The organism is Sphingomonas sp. BK580 (assembly GCF_014194975.1).
Lineage (GTDB): Bacteria > Pseudomonadota > Alphaproteobacteria > Sphingomonadales > Sphingomonadaceae > Sphingomonas.
The window spans coordinates 467,491-486,277 of record NZ_JACIAY010000003.1 but is presented as its reverse complement, the minus strand read 5'-3'; the positions used below and the strand labels follow the sequence as shown (position 1 = coordinate 486,277).

Genomic DNA, 18,787 nt, shown 5'->3' with positions numbered 1-18,787 from the left:
CGACATCCGCTTGTCCGCGATCTGCCGCGCGGCGTTCCATCCTCACTGCCTTCCCCGAAGTCGGGGTGTTCAGCTCGCGAGCAACGTGTCGATGTCGATCCCACCGGGATCCCAGTGATCCTCCAAAGGCGCATGCTGATGACCGCACCAGCCCGAGAAGCGCTTCCACTCGTCCAGGGACATACGGTTGGTTGGATTGGCGTTGACACCATTGGCGTCGAGGAAGCGACGATCGGAGACGCGAGGAATCGGTACCAACGCCTCGACCGAACGCATGACGTCGCGCACGAAGGAAAGCTGCTCCTGGCTCCAATCAGGAGTGTTCTGGGCGCGTCCCACGATCTCGATCTGAATCGCGCGCGCGGCATTGTCCGGCATGAACTTGTCCGACAGCGCGCGAGACCCCACCGACAGCGAGATGTGTTGCAGCACGCGGTGGGTGTTCGGCTCGATCGTGAGATGCGGCCAGAAGTTGGTTCCGACGAACTCGTTGATCGCGCCGTCGATGCCGTCCCCCTCCGTGGTGTGCAGCACGCCCCGCCACGGCACCGGTGCAAAGCGGGGCCCGGTCACCGGCGCTCGGCGCACCTCGGCGGACTCGAGCCAGAGTTCGTCCACCAGATCCATCGTGTCGACGGGCGCGCGCACTCCCGGGCTCAGCCCGGGCCATTGCTGCGCGATCGGCAGGGGATAGCCGTCCATCACACGATCCGCCGCGATGTCGAACGCGAGGTATCGATCCCCCTTGAAGAAGTAGGCGCGACCGTTGCCCCAGTTGATCGCTCCGTCTAGCGAGGCTCCGAAACCGGCGGCGGCGAACCCGTTCCACGTCGCCGCGATCGACAAGGGATACCCCGCATCCACCCGGTCGCTCGCGACGTCATACCGCACGTACGAGCCGCCTTTGAAGAAGAACGCCTTGCCGTTTCCCCAATTCACCGCGGCGTCGAGGCCATCCGCGAACCCCACGCCTGCGAGTGTGGGCCATCCCTGCGCGATGGGCAGCGGAAAGCCGTCATCGACGCGATCGGTCGCGACATCGTAGCGGACGTAGGAACCGCCGCGGAAGAGGTACAGCTTCCCGTTCTCCCAGTTGACGGCGGCGTCGACGCGGTCGCTCATCCCGGCCTCGGCAAGCCCGGGCCAGTTTCCCGCAATCGGCTTGGGGTAACCGTCCGACGTGCGATCGTCGGCACGGTCGTAGCGCAGGTAGGTGCCGCTCGAGAAGAAGTAGACGCCGGTTCCCATCCGGGATCTCCTTTGCCAGGGCGTCAGCATCAGCCGACAGTCCGTTCAACCAAATCATAGCCGCCGTATCGGCCAACCTACCCCGCGCGTGTCAGCGGGCGGACGCCTGTGCCCGGCCTCGGCGCTGCCGGCGAAGGGCGGCGCCGACCGCGCCGAAGCCCGAGATCATGAGTGCCCAGGTCGCCGGCTCCGGCACGGCTGCGACCGGGCCGAAGGTGCTGCGAAGCTGGCTGATCGGAGCGCCGCTCGCTGACAGGTCGAGCACGGCCGTCCGCGCGTAGGACGTGGCGTCGGTGTCGAGGAACATGAAGTAGGACGATTCCCCTGCCGCGAGCGGCGTAGAGAACCGGAAGTTGATCGAGGTCAGCGAGTCCGGGAATACGTACGCCGAGTCGGGGCCGCGATCGCCGAGGCCGTCCGTCTGGTAATTGGCGTTGACGCCCAACACCCCCGATCCGAACGCGCCAAGCCTCAGCGCTCCGATCGACAGCGGCGGGCCGCCGGGTGCGGTGGCGACGTACGTGATGTCGCGAACGCGCCAGTAGAAGTCGTAGGTGCCATCGACGGACAGCACGACCCTGCTCTGGACCGACGCGTTGAGCGTGCCGTGCCCGTCCGAAAGGCTGAACGGATCGACCGTATCCTGCTGGACCACGCCGTTGAGCTTCGGTTCGGCCGCGCCTGTCGTGCCCTCTAGCGAGTTGGATCCGGCGACGAGCGTGGTGGCGGCGGCAGGTGAGGCTATCAGCGTGGCTGCCACGACCATGATGCGAAGAAGCATGAGCGTTCTCCCAAAGTTCTCCCGTCCGATAGGATCGGTAGTAACGGCGTCTGCGGCGTGGTGCCTACCGCACCCGTTCGAGCGTTTATTGGATAAATGTGCAGTGATGCAGTAACTTACAAATTCTAAACTTCAGCATTGACTATGCACTGAGTCCACGATGACCTTCGGCCAGAAGGAGTTCTAAATGCGACTCGGGTTAGGCCTGTTGGCAGGGGCGTTCCTCTTGATGCCGCCGCCGGCGTCGGCTCAGGAGAGCTTCAGTCGGGCGGTGGGCGGTGCGGGTGGGCGGCCGTTCACGCTGCGCTGTCCGGCCAACACGCATCTGACCGGTCTCTCGTCTCTCCAAGGGGCCTATATCAACTTCATCGCGCCGATCTGCGACGGCCAGGTGCAGCATGGTGCCGGCGGCCGTGGAGAGCGAAGGGATGCCTCATGCCCCAGCGGCATGTACTTCAGCACGATGATCGTTCAGACGCTGCGCAGCGACAATCGGCTCGTGAAGGCGGTCAAGATGCTGTGCGGCAACGATCGTCGCGAGGTGGGAGAGGCGGTTCTGCGCTCGCCGGGGCCGTACAGCGCCACCTTCTACTTCTTCGGCCATTCCTCGCCGTATCCGGTCTATGCGACGGGGTGCGATCACGGTCGCGCGATCGGGCTGCACGGCCGATCAGGCGCGGCGATCGACGCACTCGGTCTGATCTGCGAGAAATAAGGCGCGGCGGGTCGCGCGACGTCACGGCAGCGCCCTGCTGTCGGCGCCAAAGGCGAGGTGACGCGCGAAGGTCGCGTAGGCGGCGGGGTCGTGAAGGGCGTCGGCGGTGCTCATCAGGTCGTAGCGAGTGGCATATCGCGGATCGTCCGCCTGGAAGACCATGCCGAACAACGCGGCGACGGGCGCGGTCACATACCATTCGGGGATGTGGGTCGTGCGGGAGGCGCTGAGGTCGTCGTTCGCGTGCCATGCCTCATGGATGACGCTCAGCACGCGATTGTCCTCGCTGCGACGAAGGAAGTTGCCCGTGACATTGATCCGGGTGGCGGTCGTGACGGGTAGCGGCCAGGTGTAAGCGGAGTCGATGGCGACCGCGCCATCGGCCACCGCCTCCGCGTCCGTGCGGAAGCGGATCGTCTGCTCGTTGGCCAGCGTCGTCTGGATCGCGGCGAGATTGGCGCCTACCTGGGTGAGCGTCAGGGCATCGAGCGGGCCGGCGTGGAAGTGCGTCGCCAGCGCCGCCGCGACGATCGGTTGCGGAAGGCCGGTGCCGTTCAGCGCGTCCAGGTAGGCCGCGACCTGCCCGCGGGCGCTCACAAGCCAGGTCAGTGCAATCGACGTCGCCTTCGCCGCGGCCAGCATCTCCGCAAGGCCGACCCAGTTCCCCTGCACCGGCTGGTCGGGATTGCCATGCGGCTCGGCGGCTCCGGCCACCCAGTCGAACCTCACGTAGCGGTCCTCTCGGAACATGTAGCTGGCGTCTGCGAAGGATCCGCCACCGTCCACCCCGGCATCGAACCCGCCAGCGAACGCAGTCGGTATGCCGATCATGTTGGAAATCGGCTTAGCGCCACCGTCTGGTCGATCGGCAGACCAACTATAGCGTACGTAGCTCGGACCGCTGAAGAAGTAGCAGAAATCGTCGCGGTTCAGTGCCCCGTTAAATGAGGCGTCGACCCGCGCGAACGGCAGCTGCCATGCCGACGCATCGCTGATCGACGCCGGATCGAACGTCACGGCGGGTAGGGTCGTGAAGCGCACGTACCGCGAGCCGGAGAAGAGGTAGTGAAAGCCGTCGAAGCCGGCCTTGCCGCGCAGCGCCGTGTCGATCGACGCGCCGGGAGGCGTCGGTGCCAGCGGCGGGGCGGCGAAGAAGCCTTCCGGCGGACGGAGGGCAGCGAGCGCTCGCACGCCGTCCCGGCAGCGATCGTCCGCCCAGTCCCAGACGACATAACGATCCGAAACGATGAAATAGGCGGCGTCGCGACCGCCGTCGGGCACGCGAAGTGCCGCATCGACCAAATGCTCTGCCATCGAAGTCTCCGCCGTCGCTGATCGTTCCCATTCCGATCTTGAGCGCTCAAGCACTTTCAGAGCGCCCTCGAACCACCAGCCATTCGCGTCACATGGCGCCACTGCGCCGGTGGCGAGTGCCAACAGGGATGCTTAGGGCGGGCTACGCGTACTGATGCGTCCTTGCCGGCCGTACATCGAAACTGGAGGGCGCGAGCTCAGGCTCTCACGAGATCATGAAGCACGCAAGCACCAGTTCGTGCTGAGCCAGCTGCCTTGGCCGATTTTACTTACACCTTGATCAAACTTGCTGCGGGATCATAACAGATCGTCGCTGACGGGCCGTCGCGATGCTGGCGTTAGGGCATCTAACGGGGTATGTTCGTTGTGGGCCCAGGTGTTTTGGTTCAGCTGCCTGGCCCGCTGGCTGCTGCTTCGCCCGGCTCTTTTCCGTAAAGCTTCCGGAAGAGCTCCTCGACTCGCCCCGCTCGAAGCGGGGCCGCGCGCGCGTGATCGCTCAAACGGTTGAAGTGCGATCGGCTGCGCTGCTGCTCGCGAATGAGCGTCTCGTATTCGTCGATTTCGGCGTCCGTCACGCCACGGCCGTTGCGTTTCATCGCCTCGCGCTCGGCGGTCGATAGCGGTTCCACCATGGCGTCGGTCCTCCTCACAAGCCGGCGTTTCTGACAGTCAGCCTCTTCCTGCCTTCGCCGCGATTCGGTCGAGCAGGAAGCGTCGCGTTATCTGGTCATGCTGGCTCTGGATCTGATCCGCGAGTTCGCCGGGATCCTTGTATTGGTCCATCAGCGCCGTGCGCGACTGATTGACCAGCGCGCAGTGGTAGCTCGTCCAATCCGGCGGGTAGCCGAGCCCATCACGGGCTTGGTCGCTGGCGAAGTCCACTCCGTCGAGGTTGGCGAACGTGCCCGGGATCGGTCGCGCGGACTTCTTGTTGATCGTGACCGGACGATCCGATGCCGCGTCCGTGTACAGGTCGCAGACAAAGCCGTCCGAGGCGCTGGACGCCGCGTGGCCGAATTCATGCGCGGCAGTCAGCGAACTCGCGGTCGCGTGGATGGCCACGGCTCCTGGCACGAGGTTCCGACGCCAATGGTGGTAGACCGCGCCGTCGAAGGTGAAGGGAACGCCGTCCCGGGTTTCATCGTCCTGCGCTTCGAAGGCGGATGCGCGACGGTGCGTCGCTGATCCGGAGACGGCGAAGATCACATCGGCCACGATGCCGAACGCGCGGGCGAGGGCGTCGTAGTTTTCCTGGATGGGGCAGATGATGTTCGACGCCCACAATTCCTCGACGAGCGCGTGCGCCGCGTCAGTCGGAGCGATGCGAAGGAAGAGCGACTCCACCCAGATGCTTCCGCCGACGCTCGGATCCCACAGCAGCCGCTCCGCTTGCGTCGCCACGCCGCCGTCCGGTCGGACGCTCGTCATCTCTCCGAAGAGGCAGGCGTTGATGTAGTCGACCGCCGAGTTAAACATCGCTTCGTCGCCGATGATCGGATCCGCCGAGTAGCTGTCGGATCCTTCGGCCGGATGCCTCAGCAGGACGGGGTTTGCGATGATGAGGATTTTGTACGGTTCCACCCGCGTGGCATCGCCGCGACGTACGATCCGGTGGGAAAAGGGATACTGGCACTTCAGAAGAGCCTGTCTCGTTCGTGACAGCTCCATCTGCACGCCGGCTATTCGGGCACACGCCTGCCGCTGACCGCTTCGGCAGAGCTCCTGCAAATCGTCGACCTGTCCTTCGAGATCAGCCACCCGCGCGACGAGTTCGGCGCATGGGTCCGGCGGCGGCGGCGGCGGCGGAGGAGGTGGCGGAGGAGGAGGATGTGGTGGCGGCGGTGGAGCCGACGCCATGCACGTCTCATAGGCGCTTTTCGCCTCGGCGAGGCGCCTCGTTGCTGCCGCGATTTGCCCGCAGGCGCCCCGTATGCCGTCGTGGCACTGCGCCTTGAGGTCGTCCAAGAGGTCGCGCGCCGTTTCGAATGCGTGTTTCTGTCGTTCGCAGACCATCAGAAGGCTCCCTGTATATAACGCGGAACCAAAACAGACCTGAGCGCTTGGTGCGCTAACTTGTTCGTTCGAGGCCGGCGACGTGACTGTTTAGCATGAAGCGCCGCACTCGCCTACGCGGCGACCGGCTCATTTCCTTACAGGTTAAAGGCACGGTCGATGGTGACCGAAGACTTTCAACCTTGACGAGAACGTGGCTGAGGCCCTCGGCTTGCGAACATGCGAATTCGTCATGCTGGTCGACGGGCGCAATCCGGCCATGATCGTGCCGATCTGCGGTTTCGGAAGGACGACGGACGAGTCTCTCCTCTGCGTTGCAAAGGGGACTGTCGTTGTCGGCCCTCCGTTGAGGAGCCGGAGGTGGGGTGTGGAGGCCGCCCCAGCGAACTGCGCGTGGTCCGGCAGCGGTCGGCCTACGTACCGGGCAAAGACTGCAGCTCGCAATGTGAGGTGGCCCCCAATTCAGTTGCACGGAACGCCCAAGGCGGCTTGAGCGGCGAGATGAACATGGGGTAATCGCGGGAGCGAGCTACCTCGATCAGCGATGACGTGGAGGAAGGTGGCTGTTCCCCGGTAGATGAAGGTGCGGGCTCACGACTGGCAGCCGGGCCCATACATCGGAACGGAGAACAGCCATGGGTGAGTATATCGGGCTCGACGTATCGTTGAAAGAGACAGCGGTTTCGATCCGGCGTGAAGGCAAGCGAGTGTGGCGCGGCAAATGCGCCTCGGATCCGCAGCTGCTCGCCGCACTGATCCGCAAGCACGCCCGAGAGGTGGTGCGCGTGGTGTTCGAGACGGGACCGATGTCGGTCTGGTTCTTCCATGCGCTGAGCGCGGAGGGGCTGCCGGCGATCTGCATCGACGCGCGCCATGCCAAGGCGGCGCTCGACATGGCGGCGAACAAGACGGATGCGAACGACGCCGACGGCCTGGCTCACCTGGCAGAGGTTGGGTTCTACAAGGAGGTACGGGTCAAGAGCTTCGACAGCATGCTCGCGCGCACGCTGGTTGCGGCGCGGACTCGCCTGGTGCGGATCGGCACCGAGCTGTCGAACCAGATCCGGGGCTTGATGAAGACGTTCGGGCTGGTCGTCCCGCCGGCGTCGGGCAGCAAGTTCGAGCGCCAGGTTGAGGCTCTGCTCGCCGGTAACGCCGACCTCGGCCGGATCATCCGGCCGCTACTCGAGGCCTGGCACGCGGTTCGCCTTCGCGCCGCGGAGCTGGGACGCAAACTGCTGGCGGACGCCCGGCGCAGCGATGCCTGCCAGCTGCTGATGTCCATTCCCGGTGTCGGCGTCGTGACCGCCACTTCCTTCATCACCGCCATCGAGGATCCGACCAACTTCAAGCGATCGCGATCTGTCGGCGCCTGGGTCGGGTTGACCACCCGGCGCTACCAGTCGGGCGAGATCGACTATGACGGCCATATCTCGCGGCGAGGCGACAGCCATCTGCGCGGGCTGCTCTACGAAGCTGCGACCGTACTGCTGGTGCGGAGCCGATCCGAGTGCGACCTGCGCAAATGGGGGCTGCAGCTCCGCGAGCGGCTCGGCTTCAAGCGCGCCGCGGTCGCCGTTGCGCGCAAGCTGGCCGTCATCATGCACACCATGCTGGTCACCGGCGAACCCTTCCAGGAGACACGCACCTCAGCCTGACACCCGAGCTCGTCCGCGTCGCAAGGCGCTGCGAGACGTCGTGCCGGGACGTAGGCCGACCCACTCCGCGACGCTTGTTGCATCCGTTGCCTCAACGGCAGCAGAATGCGTGATGAACCTCGGAGGGGTCGACCCGCGAAGCCCCATCATGCGGCGGCACATGCCGACCGCGAAGACGACCATGCTCCTGGCAGCGGCATCTCAGAAGACCCTTGCGCCCGACGCGATTAGACGACAAGCGTCCAAAGTTGGGGCGGCGCCATATGGCCCTGAGTGACCGCTGTTGGGTCCTCGGCAGGAGAAGCAAGCGACCAACCGCGGTCGTTCGAAAGGACTGCACGAGTCGCCGAAATCATTCGTTCATCCAGCGCGAGCTCTTCCGTTTCCTCGTTGCTTACCCGATTGCCGACGCCACTGATTGATCTGCGGCAAAGTGACGTAGCGGGACTAGCGAAAGCCGGTCCTCATTCGCGTCAGATTACGACACGGAGTGACGCCCGCACGGTGCGGGGCGCGCCGGGGTAGATCCACAAGGCGCTGTACGAGCTCGCGGCATAGCGCTGAGCGAGCAGATTATCGGCCTCAAGACGGAAGCGGACTCCCTCAATCACCGGTGCTTCGATAGCCGTCTTTACCTTCACATATTCAGGTAGCACCACCGGATTAGCGGTGAGCGATCCCGCCCGATCGCCGACATAGGCGGCGCCCCCGCTCAACTGCCAGTCGCCACGAGTGGTCGGGATACTATGGACGACCAGCAAGTTGCCTGAGTGCTCCGGCACGTTCAGCACATCCGGTGTCGGGAAGGCGGTGTCATCCGCCGTCGCATCAAGCCATGCATAATTGGCGACGACCTGCCAGCGGTTGCCGAGCCGCGCTGAGGCGTCGAGTTCGATCCCACGGCTGACGATGCTACCCACGGGCGCCAGGAAGTTCGCATCGACCGGATCGGTCGTCAGGATGTCCTGCTTGCGGATATTGAACCACGTGGCCGCCAGATCCACACCCGGCAGCTTCGCTGCGACACCCACCTCGTAACCGCGACCTTGTTCCGGGCCAAAGCCCGCCCCGGCGCGATCGGTGCCGGTGTTCAGCGAGAAGATTTCCCCCCAATTGGCGTGCACCGCGATCACATCCGTGACGCGGTAGCGCGCACCGACACGGAAGCTAACGGGCTCATCGATGTTGCGGCCGACGCCGCCGGTATTGTTGTTGACGATCTTCTGCCGGTACGGGTCGATCCGTGCGCCTCCGACCAGCGTCAGCCGGTCGGTGACGTCCCACATGTCCTGCACGTAGAAGGTGCCTGCCCAGCGGCTCTCGTCATTGTTCGTGAAGGGCCGCAGGGAAGCTGCATCCGATCCATAGACCGGGTTGTACAGGTCGATCGCGTAAGGCGCAGAGGCTGAGGGATTGATACGCATCCAGCGCTCGCCGTAGAAAAAGCGATAACCTTTGATGCCTGCGCTGATGCGGTGTCGCCCGATCTGCCCGGCGAGCTCCAGGCGCGCTGACAGGTCATCGACACTGAAGTCACGCGATCGGCGCTGCCGCCACAGGGCGTTCGCGACGATGCGCGACTGGTCGGCGGACAAGCCCTTCAGCGAACCTGTTCGCCAGACCACACCGCCGTTCAGCGTCCAGCTCCCGCCGAGGTCCGCCAGAGCTGTCACCTGGTGTTGGTCCTGCCGTGATTTGGTGATGCCGTTTGATGGTTCGCCGTAGAAGTTTGAGAGCGGCAACGCGTTGGCCTTGCCGTCGATCGCGGGAATGCCGCGGTCAAACGGCGTGTCGTATTGGCTGAACTCGCCGGTGTAGGTGAGGCGCAGCGCATCGCTTGGCTGCCAGGTAAGCGACGGCGAAACGACGCGTCGGCGCAGGGTGACGGTATCGCGCCACCCATCACTGTCCTCACCTGCGACCACTATTCGGGCGGCCAGGGTCCGAGACAAGGGGCCCGTAGCGTCGAGTTCGACACGCCGCGTGTTGAACGAGCCATAACTGACCATCGCGTTCGCATGCGGCGTAAAGCGCGGCACCTTGTTCACGATGTTGACCCGGCCGCCGGGATCAACGTCACCGAACAGCGCGCCTGCTGGGCCTTTGAGCACCTCAATCCGTTCGGTCGTTGCGGGATCGCGTGGTGGAGCCATGCCGCGATTGGCGAGGAAGCCGTTCAGATAGTACTCCGCTCCTCCGTCTGGGGTGCCGAGAAATCCGCGAACCGCAAAATTGTCGATGACTCCGCCACGGTTGTTCTGCTGGCTGACGCCGCTGACGAGTTCGAGGGCGTCGCTTAGCCGGTACGTTCCCGCTGCATCCAGAATGTCGCGTTCGATCGACCGGCTCGATTGCGACATGCGCTCGGTGACCCGGTTTGACGATAGCGCGCGATCGACGGCGTTGCGGGTGCCCAGAACGACGATCTCGTCTTCGTCGTCACGCTTGCGAAATTCCTGTGCCTCTACGTCCAAGGGCGTCAAACCAAGCGCAATCGTGAAGGCGACTGTGGACTTCCGCAGTCGCGAACCAAGGGGCGTTAAGGACATTGCTACTCCGAGAACGGCTTAGATGCGCCGTGAGCGCACGGTATGTTGCAACATATCATACGGCCGTTTTGCCGCGAGGCAACTGGCGGCAGGTATCTGCCTGCGGCCTTCAAGGGTACGGTGTTGACGGGCGTGACCGCGTCGAAAGCAGAGAGGCTGGATGTAGCGGATCACCGTGTTCGCAGAGGCGATTGCTCGTCGATCCGCATCACCGCCCGCAAGCGGAGTGCCAGCGCGACGAGCCGCCGCCCGATTGGCGCTCGAGGAGCGCATCCCGCCGCGAACCAAGGGTGCTCGTCCTCGTCTCCGTCGTACCTGCGAGGCGTGCGACCTCAAGGCGCCGCTGTGATCGTACGCCGTGAGCAGGGAGAGAACCATGCGTTCCAAGTTCCGGGGCCCCGCGGCCGCGCTGAGCCGCACGGCGGCTCCGACGTCGGCAGCGCGAACGAAATCGAGGTCTGTCTCTCGACTCAAGCGACAGGCTAAAGAGTGGCGTACCGCCAAGAAAAGGGGAACGCCGCAGAAACCGCCGACCAAGGTGCCCTCGAACGGCTCATCGAAAATTAGCCTTACACCGCCTCGCGACCTCTACTCGGAGCTGCTTTTGACTAACGGACTTTGTGTCAGATGCGAGGCTGCACCGGCCGGTAGCGCTGGCGTATGCATCTACTGCTACATGATGGAAACCTCCGACGAAGCGTCGTAGAGGGCCACCGCGGGTGTGCCGGCATCTTGCCTAGCGCGGAGCCACTGCGCCGGCGGTAAGCCAATCGCGTAGCCCAGCGACCGAAGACGCCTACATTGCAGCGCTCTATTGCTAGCCGCGCTCAGCAGGACCTGCCATTCGGCAATGTAAGTTGGGACGTCGGCGAAGCCCCACTCTTCGCCTTATCCCCCGTTGCTGGTGGAGGCGTGGGACGAACATGAACGGATGTCTTAAGGTGGGGCGCGCGGAGCGACGGCTGAATGTCGTCTTTTGGGTCTTGAGCAGAGAGGACCACGGGTGAGGGCGCGTTGCCCGCCGGCCGCTTTCTGCAGATGCTAGCGGCTGATCGACTATCGCGGTCGATGCGGACGTACACGCTTCCGAAGCTCAAGACTGTGTAAGGCACACGTCCCATGCTGAGAGTGCCTCCCGCACGCGCGCGAGCGCGGCCGCTTCTGGCGCTGCTTCGCCCATCAGGGCCCAAGCACCACTGATCGCGAAGGAGCAGTGACCGTGGACTGTGGCGATGAGCGAGCGCGACAAGGCGGCGACCTCGTCATCGACCTCGCAGCCAACGGCACGCGCGATCTCCTCAACGACGATTCGGGTCAACAACGCCCGGCCGGTCTCGTCCGCCTCGGTCAGTCCACCATCAGGGGGCAGGCGGTGATCGAAGATCGCGGTCCACAAATGCGGGTGCTCGCGCGCGAAGCCGAAATAGCCATCTACCAGCGCTGCGATTCGATCGCCGTCCGGACCGACAGCATTCAGCCGCTCGCGTAGCGACGCCGCCCAATCCTTGAAGCTGCGCGTGTTGATCGCCGCCACCAACCGGTCGGCGGTGCCGAAGACGTTGTGGATCGTGCCGATGGAATAGCCAATCCGGCGCGCCACCTCGCGCGCCGAGAAACCGGCGAGTCCGGTTTCTGCGATCAGAGTCGATCCGGTTGACAGGATCAGCTCCTCGAGCTCGGCACGGCTATGGTCGGATCGGCGTCCCATGGAATGGATGTACGTCACAAATTGAGCACTGTCTATTTCTTATATTGAGCGATGCTCAGTTTGTGATATCGTCAGCCGAATCGAGGAGGTCGGCGATGTCGCTGCTGCTGTTGATCGTCTGTTCCGTGGCTCTCGCGCTGCTCTGGCAGGAGGTGCGGCACCTGCGCGACCGCATCGAAATGCTGGAGGCCGCAGGGCAGGCGCTGGTGGCATCGGACTTGCCGAACGAGAGCGTTGAGGTGATCCGGTCACCCGCGCTCCAGCGGGCCGCTGTCGTGCGTCCCGCCCCTGAGCCAGAATTCGGTTCTTTAGCTGCGGTGCGTGTTCCCATAATTGAACGCCCGCAGCCACCTTTCGAGGTCGCGGATGAATGGGAGGCCGAACGGCAGGACGTCCCAGCGCCGTCGTCATCGAGGTTTGAGGATGTGTTCGGCCGGCGGCTACCGATCTGGGCGGGCGGGCTGACGCTGGCGGTCGCAGGCGTGCTGATCGTTCGGTATTCGATCGAGGCGGGGCTGCTGTCGCCGTGGGTGCGGGTCGTGTTCGGGCTGATCTTTGGCGCCGGGCTGATTGGCAGCGCGGAACTCGCGTTATGCCGCGACGCGTCGATCCGCGATCCGCGCGTGCGCCAGTCGCTGGCGGGCGCCGGCATCGCGACGCTCTATGCGGTGATATTGGCTTCGGCTCATCTGTACAACCTGATCGGTCCAGGCTCGGCGTTCGCCGCAATGGTGTTGGTGACCGTGCTCGCCAGCGCGCTGTCCGTGCGCTTCGGTGCGCCGAGCGCGCTGCTCGGGCTGGCCGGCGGCCTGGCGGCGCCGACGCTGGTCGGTGCCGGCGAGCCGAGCGTGCCGCTGCTGACGCTGTACCTCGCGCTGACGGTCGGCGGATTGTGCGCGCTGGGGCGGCAGCAGCGCTGGTGGTGGCTGGGGGCGCTGGCGCTGGCCGGCGGGTTTGGCTGGGGGGCGATGCTGATCCTCGGCGGCGCGCTCGATCTCACCGCGGCGCTAACGGTCGGTTTCTACACGCTGGCGCTGGCTATCGCGCTGCCGCTGCTGCTCACGGGCGAGCGTGCCGCGCTGCTGCGGGCGGCGTCGAGCGCGCTGGGCTGCGCGCAGCTTGCCGCTCTGGTCGCACTGGGCGGCTTCGCACCCCTGCACTGGGGCTTGTTCGGCCTGATCTCCGTCGCAATCCTGTGGCTGTCGCGGCGGGAGGCGATCTTCGTCGACCTGCCTGCGCTGGCGCTGGGCGTGGCGCTCCTGCTCGGCTGCGCCTGGCCGTCGCCGAGCGGCTGGGAGATGACGGCGCTGCTCGTCGCCCTGGTCGCGATCCATGCGGTGCCTGCCGCACTGCGCGTGTGGCGTCAGGACGCGCGCCCGGTCGATGCACCGATGGTGGCGGCGGTCGCGGTCGCGATCGGCGTATTGCCGGCGCTGCACTTCCACGCGGCTGTCGTGACGCTGGTCGGCGTGGCGCTGGCGGCCGGTGTGGCGGCACGCGGGTGGCGCGTCGCCGGCCGCGCCGATGATGCGCGCTTCGCGACGCTGGTGATCACCGCGGCGGGACTGACCGCGCTGGCGGCCGTGCAGCTGTTGCCCCTGGCCGCGTGGGCGTCGGTGGCCGCGCTGCTCTGCGCCGGGATAATGGCACTGGCCGATCGGGCCGGCGACCGGCGGATCGAGCGCGCCGCTTCGGCCCTGGGTGCGGCGACCCTCGCGGTGCTGGGGATCGACCCGGGCCTCGGCCGCGCGTTCGGCGGGGCGGGGGACGGCGACTTTGCGTCCTGGATCGTGCCGGCATGCGTCGCGGCCGGCATGGCGGTGCGATCGCGCGGGCTGCGCGCCACGGTGATCCAGCCGGCAACGGTCGCCCTCGGCTATGCTGCGGCGGCACAGCTGGTGCCGGCCACGGTAATGCCGCTCGTGGCGGCGGCGCTGCTGACGGGACTCGCGATGACGCGTCGCGTCGCCGTGCTGCCGGCGAGCGTGGCGGCGGCGTGCATCGCGCTCGGCTGGTCGGTGATGCCGGCGCTCGCATGGGCACGCACCGCCGTGATCGCCGCGAGCGGCGCGATGGTCCCGGCCGGCGACTGGCCCGCCTTGCTCGACACGGCATTGCGGCTGGCGTGCCCCGGCGCCGCGCTCCTCGCGGCGGCGTTGCTCCTGCCGCAGCGTGCCGAGGTGCGCCGCGCCGAAATCGGGGTTGGGGGGGCTCTGCTGGGCATCACCGTGCATGTCGCGCTTCAGCATGCGGTCGGAATCGACGGCGAGGCGAGCTTCGTCGCGCGCACGACGATGGCGGACGCGCTGTGGGAGACGCTGCTGGCGCTGGCCGCCGTCGGCGCCTGGCGTCTCGGCGTCTCGGCGTGCGGGACGCGGCGCCGGTGCTGGGGGCAGCGGCGCTGGCGCATGGCCTGTGGTTCACCGGGCTGGTCCTCAATCCGCTGGTCGTGCTTCAGCATGCCGGACCCTGGCTGGCGCTCTCCTATGCCGTGATCGGGGCGATCCTCTGGGCGACGCCCCGTATCGTGCCGGGTACGGGCCGGGTGCGCGACGGGGCGCTGATGGGGGTGATCGTCGTTGCCGCCTTCACGCTACTGCGTCAGGCGAGCCATGCGCCGATGCCGCTCTGGACGGGCACCGACGCCGGAGAGCAGATCGCGCGCTCGATCCTGGCGCTGGTGCTGGCGGGAGCGTTTCTGGGGATCGGTATCCGCCGGCAGGCGCGGGACTGGCGGCTTGCCAGCCTGGCGCTGATGCTGATCGCGGTGGCCAAGGTCTTCCTGTTCGACGCGGCAGGGCTGGACGGGCTGGCCCGGATCGCCTCGTTCGCCGCGCTCGGCTTCAGCCTGATCGGGGTCGGCTGGCTTTACAGCCGGTATTTGCCCGACGCTTCCCGTTAAGAAATCAACGCTATCGCCTCGTATCAAGGGGAATTGCAACTATGTCCGCACCAGATCTGTCATTGCTGGGCAAGCGCCGTTTCGCGCCGCTGTTCGCCGTCCAGTTCCTCGGCGCGTTCAACGACAACCTGCTGAAGTTCGCGATGCTCTTCCTCGCCAACTTCACGCTCTATGCGGCGGCGCCCGCGCGTGCCGAGATGTTGGCGACCGTTGCGACGGGGCTCTTCATCCTGCCCTATTTCCTGCTGTCGGGCCTTGCAGGGCAACTCGCCGACAAGTGGGACAAGGCGGTGCTGGTGCGCGCGGTCAAGGCGGCGGAAGTCGGCATCATGCTGCTCGCGCTGTGCGGCTTCTGGTTCCAGTCGGTGGCGGTGCTGCTCGGCTGTCTGTTCCTGATGGGCATTCACTCGACGATCTTCGGCCCGGTGAAATATTCGATCCTGCCGCAGCAGCTCGGCTTCCACGAATTGATGGGCGGTACCGGATTGATTGAAGCGGGTACCTTCCTGGCGATCTTGGCAGGCCAGCTGGCAGGCGGGCTGATCCCGGTTTGGGCGGCAGGGATGGTCGCGGTCGCCGTCGCGGTGCTCGGCTTCGTCGCCAGCCTTGCCGTGCCGAGCGCGCCGGCGGCCGCGCCCGACCTGCCGATCGAGCGCAACGTATGGCGCAGCACGATGGAAATCCTGTCCGCCGCCCGTTCCGGCCGTGGCGTGTGGCTGGCGATACTGGGCATCAGCTGGTTCTTCTCGGTCGGTGCGATCCTGCTGTCAGAGTTCGCGCCGCTGGTCAGCGGCACGCTGGGCGCAGGCGCGGGCGTCGTCACGCTGTTCCTGCTCGTCTTCTCGGTGTCGGTCGCGCTGGGGTCGCTGATCGTCAACAAGCTGCTCGGTGGCGAGGTGTCGGCGCGCTTCGTGCCGATGGCGGCGCTGGGCATGGCCGCATGCCTCGTCGAGTTGTGGTTGGCGACGCGCAGCTTCGCCGTCGTTCACCCGGGCGCCGACGTCGCCGCGTTCCTGTCAATGTCGGGCAGCTGGCCGATTTTGTTCGGACTTGTCGGGCTGGCGATATCGGGCGGCATCTTCATCGTGCCGCTCTACGCGATCCTTCAGGTCCACAGCGATCCGGCGGAACGCTCGCGGGTCATCGCAGCGAACAACGTCGTCAACGCCTTCGTCACGGTGGTCATGGTGGTCGTGGTCACCGGGCTGCTGAAGCTTGGCACCAGTGTTCCGGGGATCATCGGCGCGATGGGGTTCGCGACGCTGACGATTGCGCTGATCTCGTGCTGGCTGCTGCCGGAGACGGTGTTCAAGGCGCTGGTCCGCGGACTGCTGGTGCTGTTCTACCGTGTCGACGTGCGTGGCGCGGAAAACATGCCTCAGCCGGGCGAGCGCGCGGTGGTCGTCGTCAACCACGTCTCGTTCCTCGACGGCCTTCTGCTTGCGGCGTTCCTGCCCGGCAAGCCGACCTTCGCGGTGGCGACGAAGATCGCCAGGGCATGGTGGATCAAGCCGTTCCTCGGCATGTTCGACGCCTTTCCGGTCGATCCGACCAATCCGATGGCGGCGAAGGCGATGGTCAAAGCGGTGCGCGAGGGTCGCACGCTGGTGATCTTTCCGGAAGGGCGCATCACGGTGACGGGCGCGCTGATGAAGGTATTCGACGGCCCCGGCATGGTCGCCGACAATGCCGATGCGCCGATCGTACCGGTGCGGATCGCCGGTGCGCAATTCACGCGCTTCTCGCGTCTCAAGGGCAAGGTGCGGCTGCGCGCCTTTCCGAAGATCGACCTGACGATCCTGCCGCCGCGGCGTTTCCAGGTCGAAGGCGACACGGCGCGCCAGCGCCGGGCGGCGGCGGGCGCGAAACTGTACGACGTGATGAGCGACATGATCTTCGCGACGTCGGATGTCGACCGCACGCTGTATCAGGCGCTGCTCGACGCCAAGGACATCCACGGTGCGAAGCGGCCGGTGGTGGAGGACGTGAAGCGCGAGCCGATGAGCTATTCCCGGCTGGTGACCGGCAGTATCGCGCTTGGCCGCCCCCTGGCAGCGACGACGCAGCCAAGCGAGGCGGTCGGCGTGCTGCTGCCGAACGTCAGCGCCGTCGCCGCGACCTTCTTCGCGCTGCAGGGCATCGGCCGCGTGCCGGCGATGCTGAACTACACGGCGGGCCTCGCCAATCTGAAGGCGGCCTGCACCGCAGCACAGGTCCGCACGATCGTGACGGCACGCGCCTTCGTGCAGCAGGCGAAGCTCGGCGAGGTAGTGGACGGGCTGGCGGCGGACAAGCTTCGCATCATCCTTCTGGAGGATCTGGGCGCGAGCATCGGCACGTTCGCCAAGCTGCGCGCCCTGATCGCGACGCGCTGGGCCGGGCGCCGGCATCGCCGCTTCGGCGTCAAGTCGGACGCGCCGGCGGTGATCCTGTTCACCAGCGGATCGGAAGGGCTGCCCAAGGGCGTCGTCCTGACCCACCGCAACCTGCTGTCGAACTGCCTGCAACTGTCGGCACGGATCGACTTCAACTCCGCCGACGTCGTGCTAAACGCCTTGCCCGTGTTCCACAGCTTCGGCCTGACCGGCGGCACTCTGCTGCCGATCCTGTCGGGGGTGAAGACGCTGCTCTATCCGAGCCCGCTGCACTATCGGATCGTCCCGGCGCTCGCCTACGATGCCAATGCCACGATCCTGTTCGGCACCGACACCTTCTTGTCGGGCTATGCGCGGATGGCGCACGGCTACGACTTCTATTCGCTGCGTTACATCTTCGCCGGCGCCGAGCGTGTCCGCGACGAGACGCGGCGGACCTATGCCGAAAAGTTCGGGCTGCGCATCCTGGAGGGTTACGGTGCGACCGAGGCAGCGCCGGTGATCGCGGTCAACACGCCGATGCATTTTCAGGCGGGCAGCGTCGGGCGCCTGCTGCCCGGCGTCGAGGCGAAGATCGAGCCGGTGCCCGGCATCGAGGAAGGAGGGCGGCTGTCGATCCGTGGACCGAACATCATGGCGGGTTACCTGAAGGCGGATGCGCCCGGCCTGCTTCAGCCGCCCGAAGACGGCTGGCACGACAGCGGCGACATCGTGACAATCGATGCCGCAGGGTTCGTGACGATCAAGGGGCGGGCCAAGCGCTTCGCCAAGATCGGCGGCGAGATGGTGTCGTTGCCGGCCGTCGAGGGTTATGCCGCCCGGCTCTGGCCGATTGCCGAGCATGCGGTGGTGACGCGACCAGATGCTCGCAAGGGCGAGCAGCTCGTGCTGTTCACCACTTATTCGGAGGCGACCGCCGGCGCCCTGCAGCAGTGGGCTCGCGCGAACGGCATCGCCGAATTGTCCGTGCCGAAGGACGTCCGCCTCGTCGATGCGCTGTCGGTCCTGGGCACAGGCAAGCTCGACTATGTCACGATGACCGCCCGTGCCGCGGCTCTCGGGCGCACCGATTGGGCGGACACAGCCGATGAGGAGACGGTATGATCGGGGCGTAGCGGGCAACGAGTGGTCGTTCCACGTGGCGTGGTTCGCGAGCGTACCGGTCCACTCACATTAACGAATGGCAGAAAGCGGGCAGCTGCAAGTGGCGCACGAATGACCGGAAATGGGTCTGCACCCTTATTGCTTAGTCTTGAGCTAAGACTTTCAGACGCTCCGTCGCGGCGAAGTGACGCTGGCATCAAGGATTTGCCCACAACGGGCGGGTTGCCGAGGACGATGAGACCACCCCTGCCACTTCAGCGCGCACGCGGAGCACCGCGGCGAAAAAGGCGAAGGTGTCGGAAAACGGCGGGCCAGCGTCTCGAGCGCACCGTCTGGCAGCCTGCCGGCCTGCCACGGCGCCTCAGCACTATCACCGATTTGGCCAGGCGGCGCTGGCGCTGAAGGTGGCGGCCGCTTGCC

At 66.0% G+C, this 18,787-nt stretch carries 12 protein-coding genes; 5 read left to right on the top strand and 7 right to left on the bottom strand.

All coding sequences use genetic code 11. The features are described from left to right. Nucleotides 1–69: 69 nt before the first annotated feature. Together FHY05_RS08820 and FHY05_RS08815 are read right to left on the bottom strand one after the other, a co-directional pair. The gene (locus tag FHY05_RS08820) at nt 70–1,248 is read right to left on the bottom strand and encodes a hemopexin repeat-containing protein (RefSeq protein ID WP_183943979.1); all 1,179 of its coding nucleotides are present in this window, start codon (nt 1,246–1,248) and stop codon (nt 70–72) included. 91 nt (nt 1,249–1,339) lie between these two features. Then, on the bottom strand, nt 1,340–2,029 hold the full coding sequence (locus FHY05_RS08815) for a PEPxxWA-CTERM sorting domain-containing protein (protein ID WP_260181410.1): 690 nt from the start codon (nt 2,027–2,029) through the stop codon (nt 1,340–1,342). A 187-nt stretch (nt 2,030–2,216) separates the two neighbouring features. Here FHY05_RS08815 and FHY05_RS08810 point away from each other — a divergent pair, with 187 nt between their 5' ends. Beyond that, complete coding sequence (locus tag FHY05_RS08810; protein WP_183943978.1) at nt 2,217–2,744, top strand: hypothetical protein; 528 nt, start codon at nt 2,217–2,219, stop codon at nt 2,742–2,744. A gap of 21 nt (nt 2,745–2,765) precedes the next feature. Here FHY05_RS08810 and FHY05_RS08805 read toward each other — a convergent pair whose 3' ends face one another. The 3 genes from FHY05_RS08805 to FHY05_RS08795 form a co-directional block, all read right to left on the bottom strand. Further along, nucleotides 2,766–4,058 (bottom strand): hypothetical protein, encoded by a 1,293-nt coding sequence (locus tag FHY05_RS08805; RefSeq protein ID WP_183943977.1) that lies wholly within the window; start codon nt 4,056–4,058, stop codon nt 2,766–2,768. Between the two features lie 386 nt (nt 4,059–4,444). After that, nucleotides 4,445–4,690, bottom strand: a complete 246-nt coding sequence (locus tag FHY05_RS08800) for a hypothetical protein (RefSeq protein WP_183943976.1) — start codon at nt 4,688–4,690, stop codon at nt 4,445–4,447. Nucleotides 4,691–4,727: 37 nt separating this feature from the next. Beyond that, complete coding sequence (locus tag FHY05_RS08795) at nt 4,728–5,816, bottom strand: hypothetical protein (protein ID WP_183943975.1); 1,089 nt, start codon at nt 5,814–5,816, stop codon at nt 4,728–4,730. Between the two features lie 890 nt (nt 5,817–6,706). Between FHY05_RS08795 and FHY05_RS08790 the strand changes: the two genes are divergently transcribed. Further along, a complete protein-coding gene (locus tag FHY05_RS08790) occupies nt 6,707–7,729 on the top strand; it encodes an IS110 family transposase (protein ID WP_183943974.1) in 1,023 nt (340 codons plus the stop codon). 473 nt (nt 7,730–8,202) lie between these two features. On the opposite strand, the gene FHY05_RS08785 is transcribed toward FHY05_RS08790, so the two are convergent. Then, complete coding sequence (locus FHY05_RS08785; protein WP_260181409.1) at nt 8,203–10,203, bottom strand: TonB-dependent siderophore receptor; 2,001 nt, start codon at nt 10,201–10,203, stop codon at nt 8,203–8,205. A gap of 1,168 nt (nt 10,204–11,371) precedes the next feature. Then, nucleotides 11,372–11,986: a TetR/AcrR family transcriptional regulator gene (locus tag FHY05_RS08780; RefSeq protein WP_183943972.1), complete on the bottom strand. Its 615-nt coding sequence runs from the start codon at nt 11,984–11,986 to the stop codon at nt 11,372–11,374. Nucleotides 11,987–12,081: 95 nt separating this feature from the next. Here FHY05_RS08780 and FHY05_RS22460 point away from each other — a divergent pair, with 95 nt between their 5' ends. Genes FHY05_RS22460 through FHY05_RS08770 form a run of 3 tightly spaced genes read left to right on the top strand, consistent with a single transcriptional unit; the run spans nt 12,082 to nt 18,367 of the window. Then, nucleotides 12,082–14,481, top strand: a complete 2,400-nt coding sequence (locus FHY05_RS22460; RefSeq protein ID WP_260181408.1) for a DUF2339 domain-containing protein — start codon at nt 12,082–12,084, stop codon at nt 14,479–14,481. After that, entirely contained in the window at nt 14,478–14,888 is a 411-nt protein-coding gene (locus tag FHY05_RS08775; protein WP_409321664.1) for a DUF2339 domain-containing protein, read from the top strand. Before FHY05_RS22460 ends, FHY05_RS08775 begins: the two co-directional genes overlap by 4 nt. A gap of 41 nt (nt 14,889–14,929) precedes the next feature. Then, a complete protein-coding gene (locus tag FHY05_RS08770; RefSeq protein WP_183943970.1) occupies nt 14,930–18,367 on the top strand; it encodes an acyl-[ACP]--phospholipid O-acyltransferase in 3,438 nt (1,145 codons plus the stop codon). Nucleotides 18,368–18,787: the final 420 nt, after the last annotated feature.

Coding starts and splice junctions, on each gene's coding strand:
- FHY05_RS08815 (WP_260181410.1), bottom strand. CDS start 2,029: ATGCTTCTTCGCATCATGGTCGTGGCAGCCACGCTGATAGCCTCACCT.
- FHY05_RS08790 (WP_183943974.1), top strand. CDS start 6,707: ATGGGTGAGTATATCGGGCTCGACGTATCGTTGAAAGAGACAGCGGTT.
- FHY05_RS08780 (WP_183943972.1), bottom strand. CDS start 11,986: ATGGGACGCCGATCCGACCATAGCCGTGCCGAGCTCGAGGAGCTGATC.
- FHY05_RS22460 (WP_260181408.1), top strand. CDS start 12,082: ATGTCGCTGCTGCTGTTGATCGTCTGTTCCGTGGCTCTCGCGCTGCTC.
- FHY05_RS08770 (WP_183943970.1), top strand. CDS start 14,930: ATGTCCGCACCAGATCTGTCATTGCTGGGCAAGCGCCGTTTCGCGCCG.
- FHY05_RS08800 (WP_183943976.1), bottom strand. CDS start 4,690: ATGGTGGAACCGCTATCGACCGCCGAGCGCGAGGCGATGAAACGCAAC.
- FHY05_RS08805 (WP_183943977.1), bottom strand. CDS start 4,058: ATGGCAGAGCATTTGGTCGATGCGGCACTTCGCGTGCCCGACGGCGGT.
- FHY05_RS08810 (WP_183943978.1), top strand. CDS start 2,217: ATGCGACTCGGGTTAGGCCTGTTGGCAGGGGCGTTCCTCTTGATGCCG.
- FHY05_RS08820 (WP_183943979.1), bottom strand. CDS start 1,248: ATGGGAACCGGCGTCTACTTCTTCTCGAGCGGCACCTACCTGCGCTAC.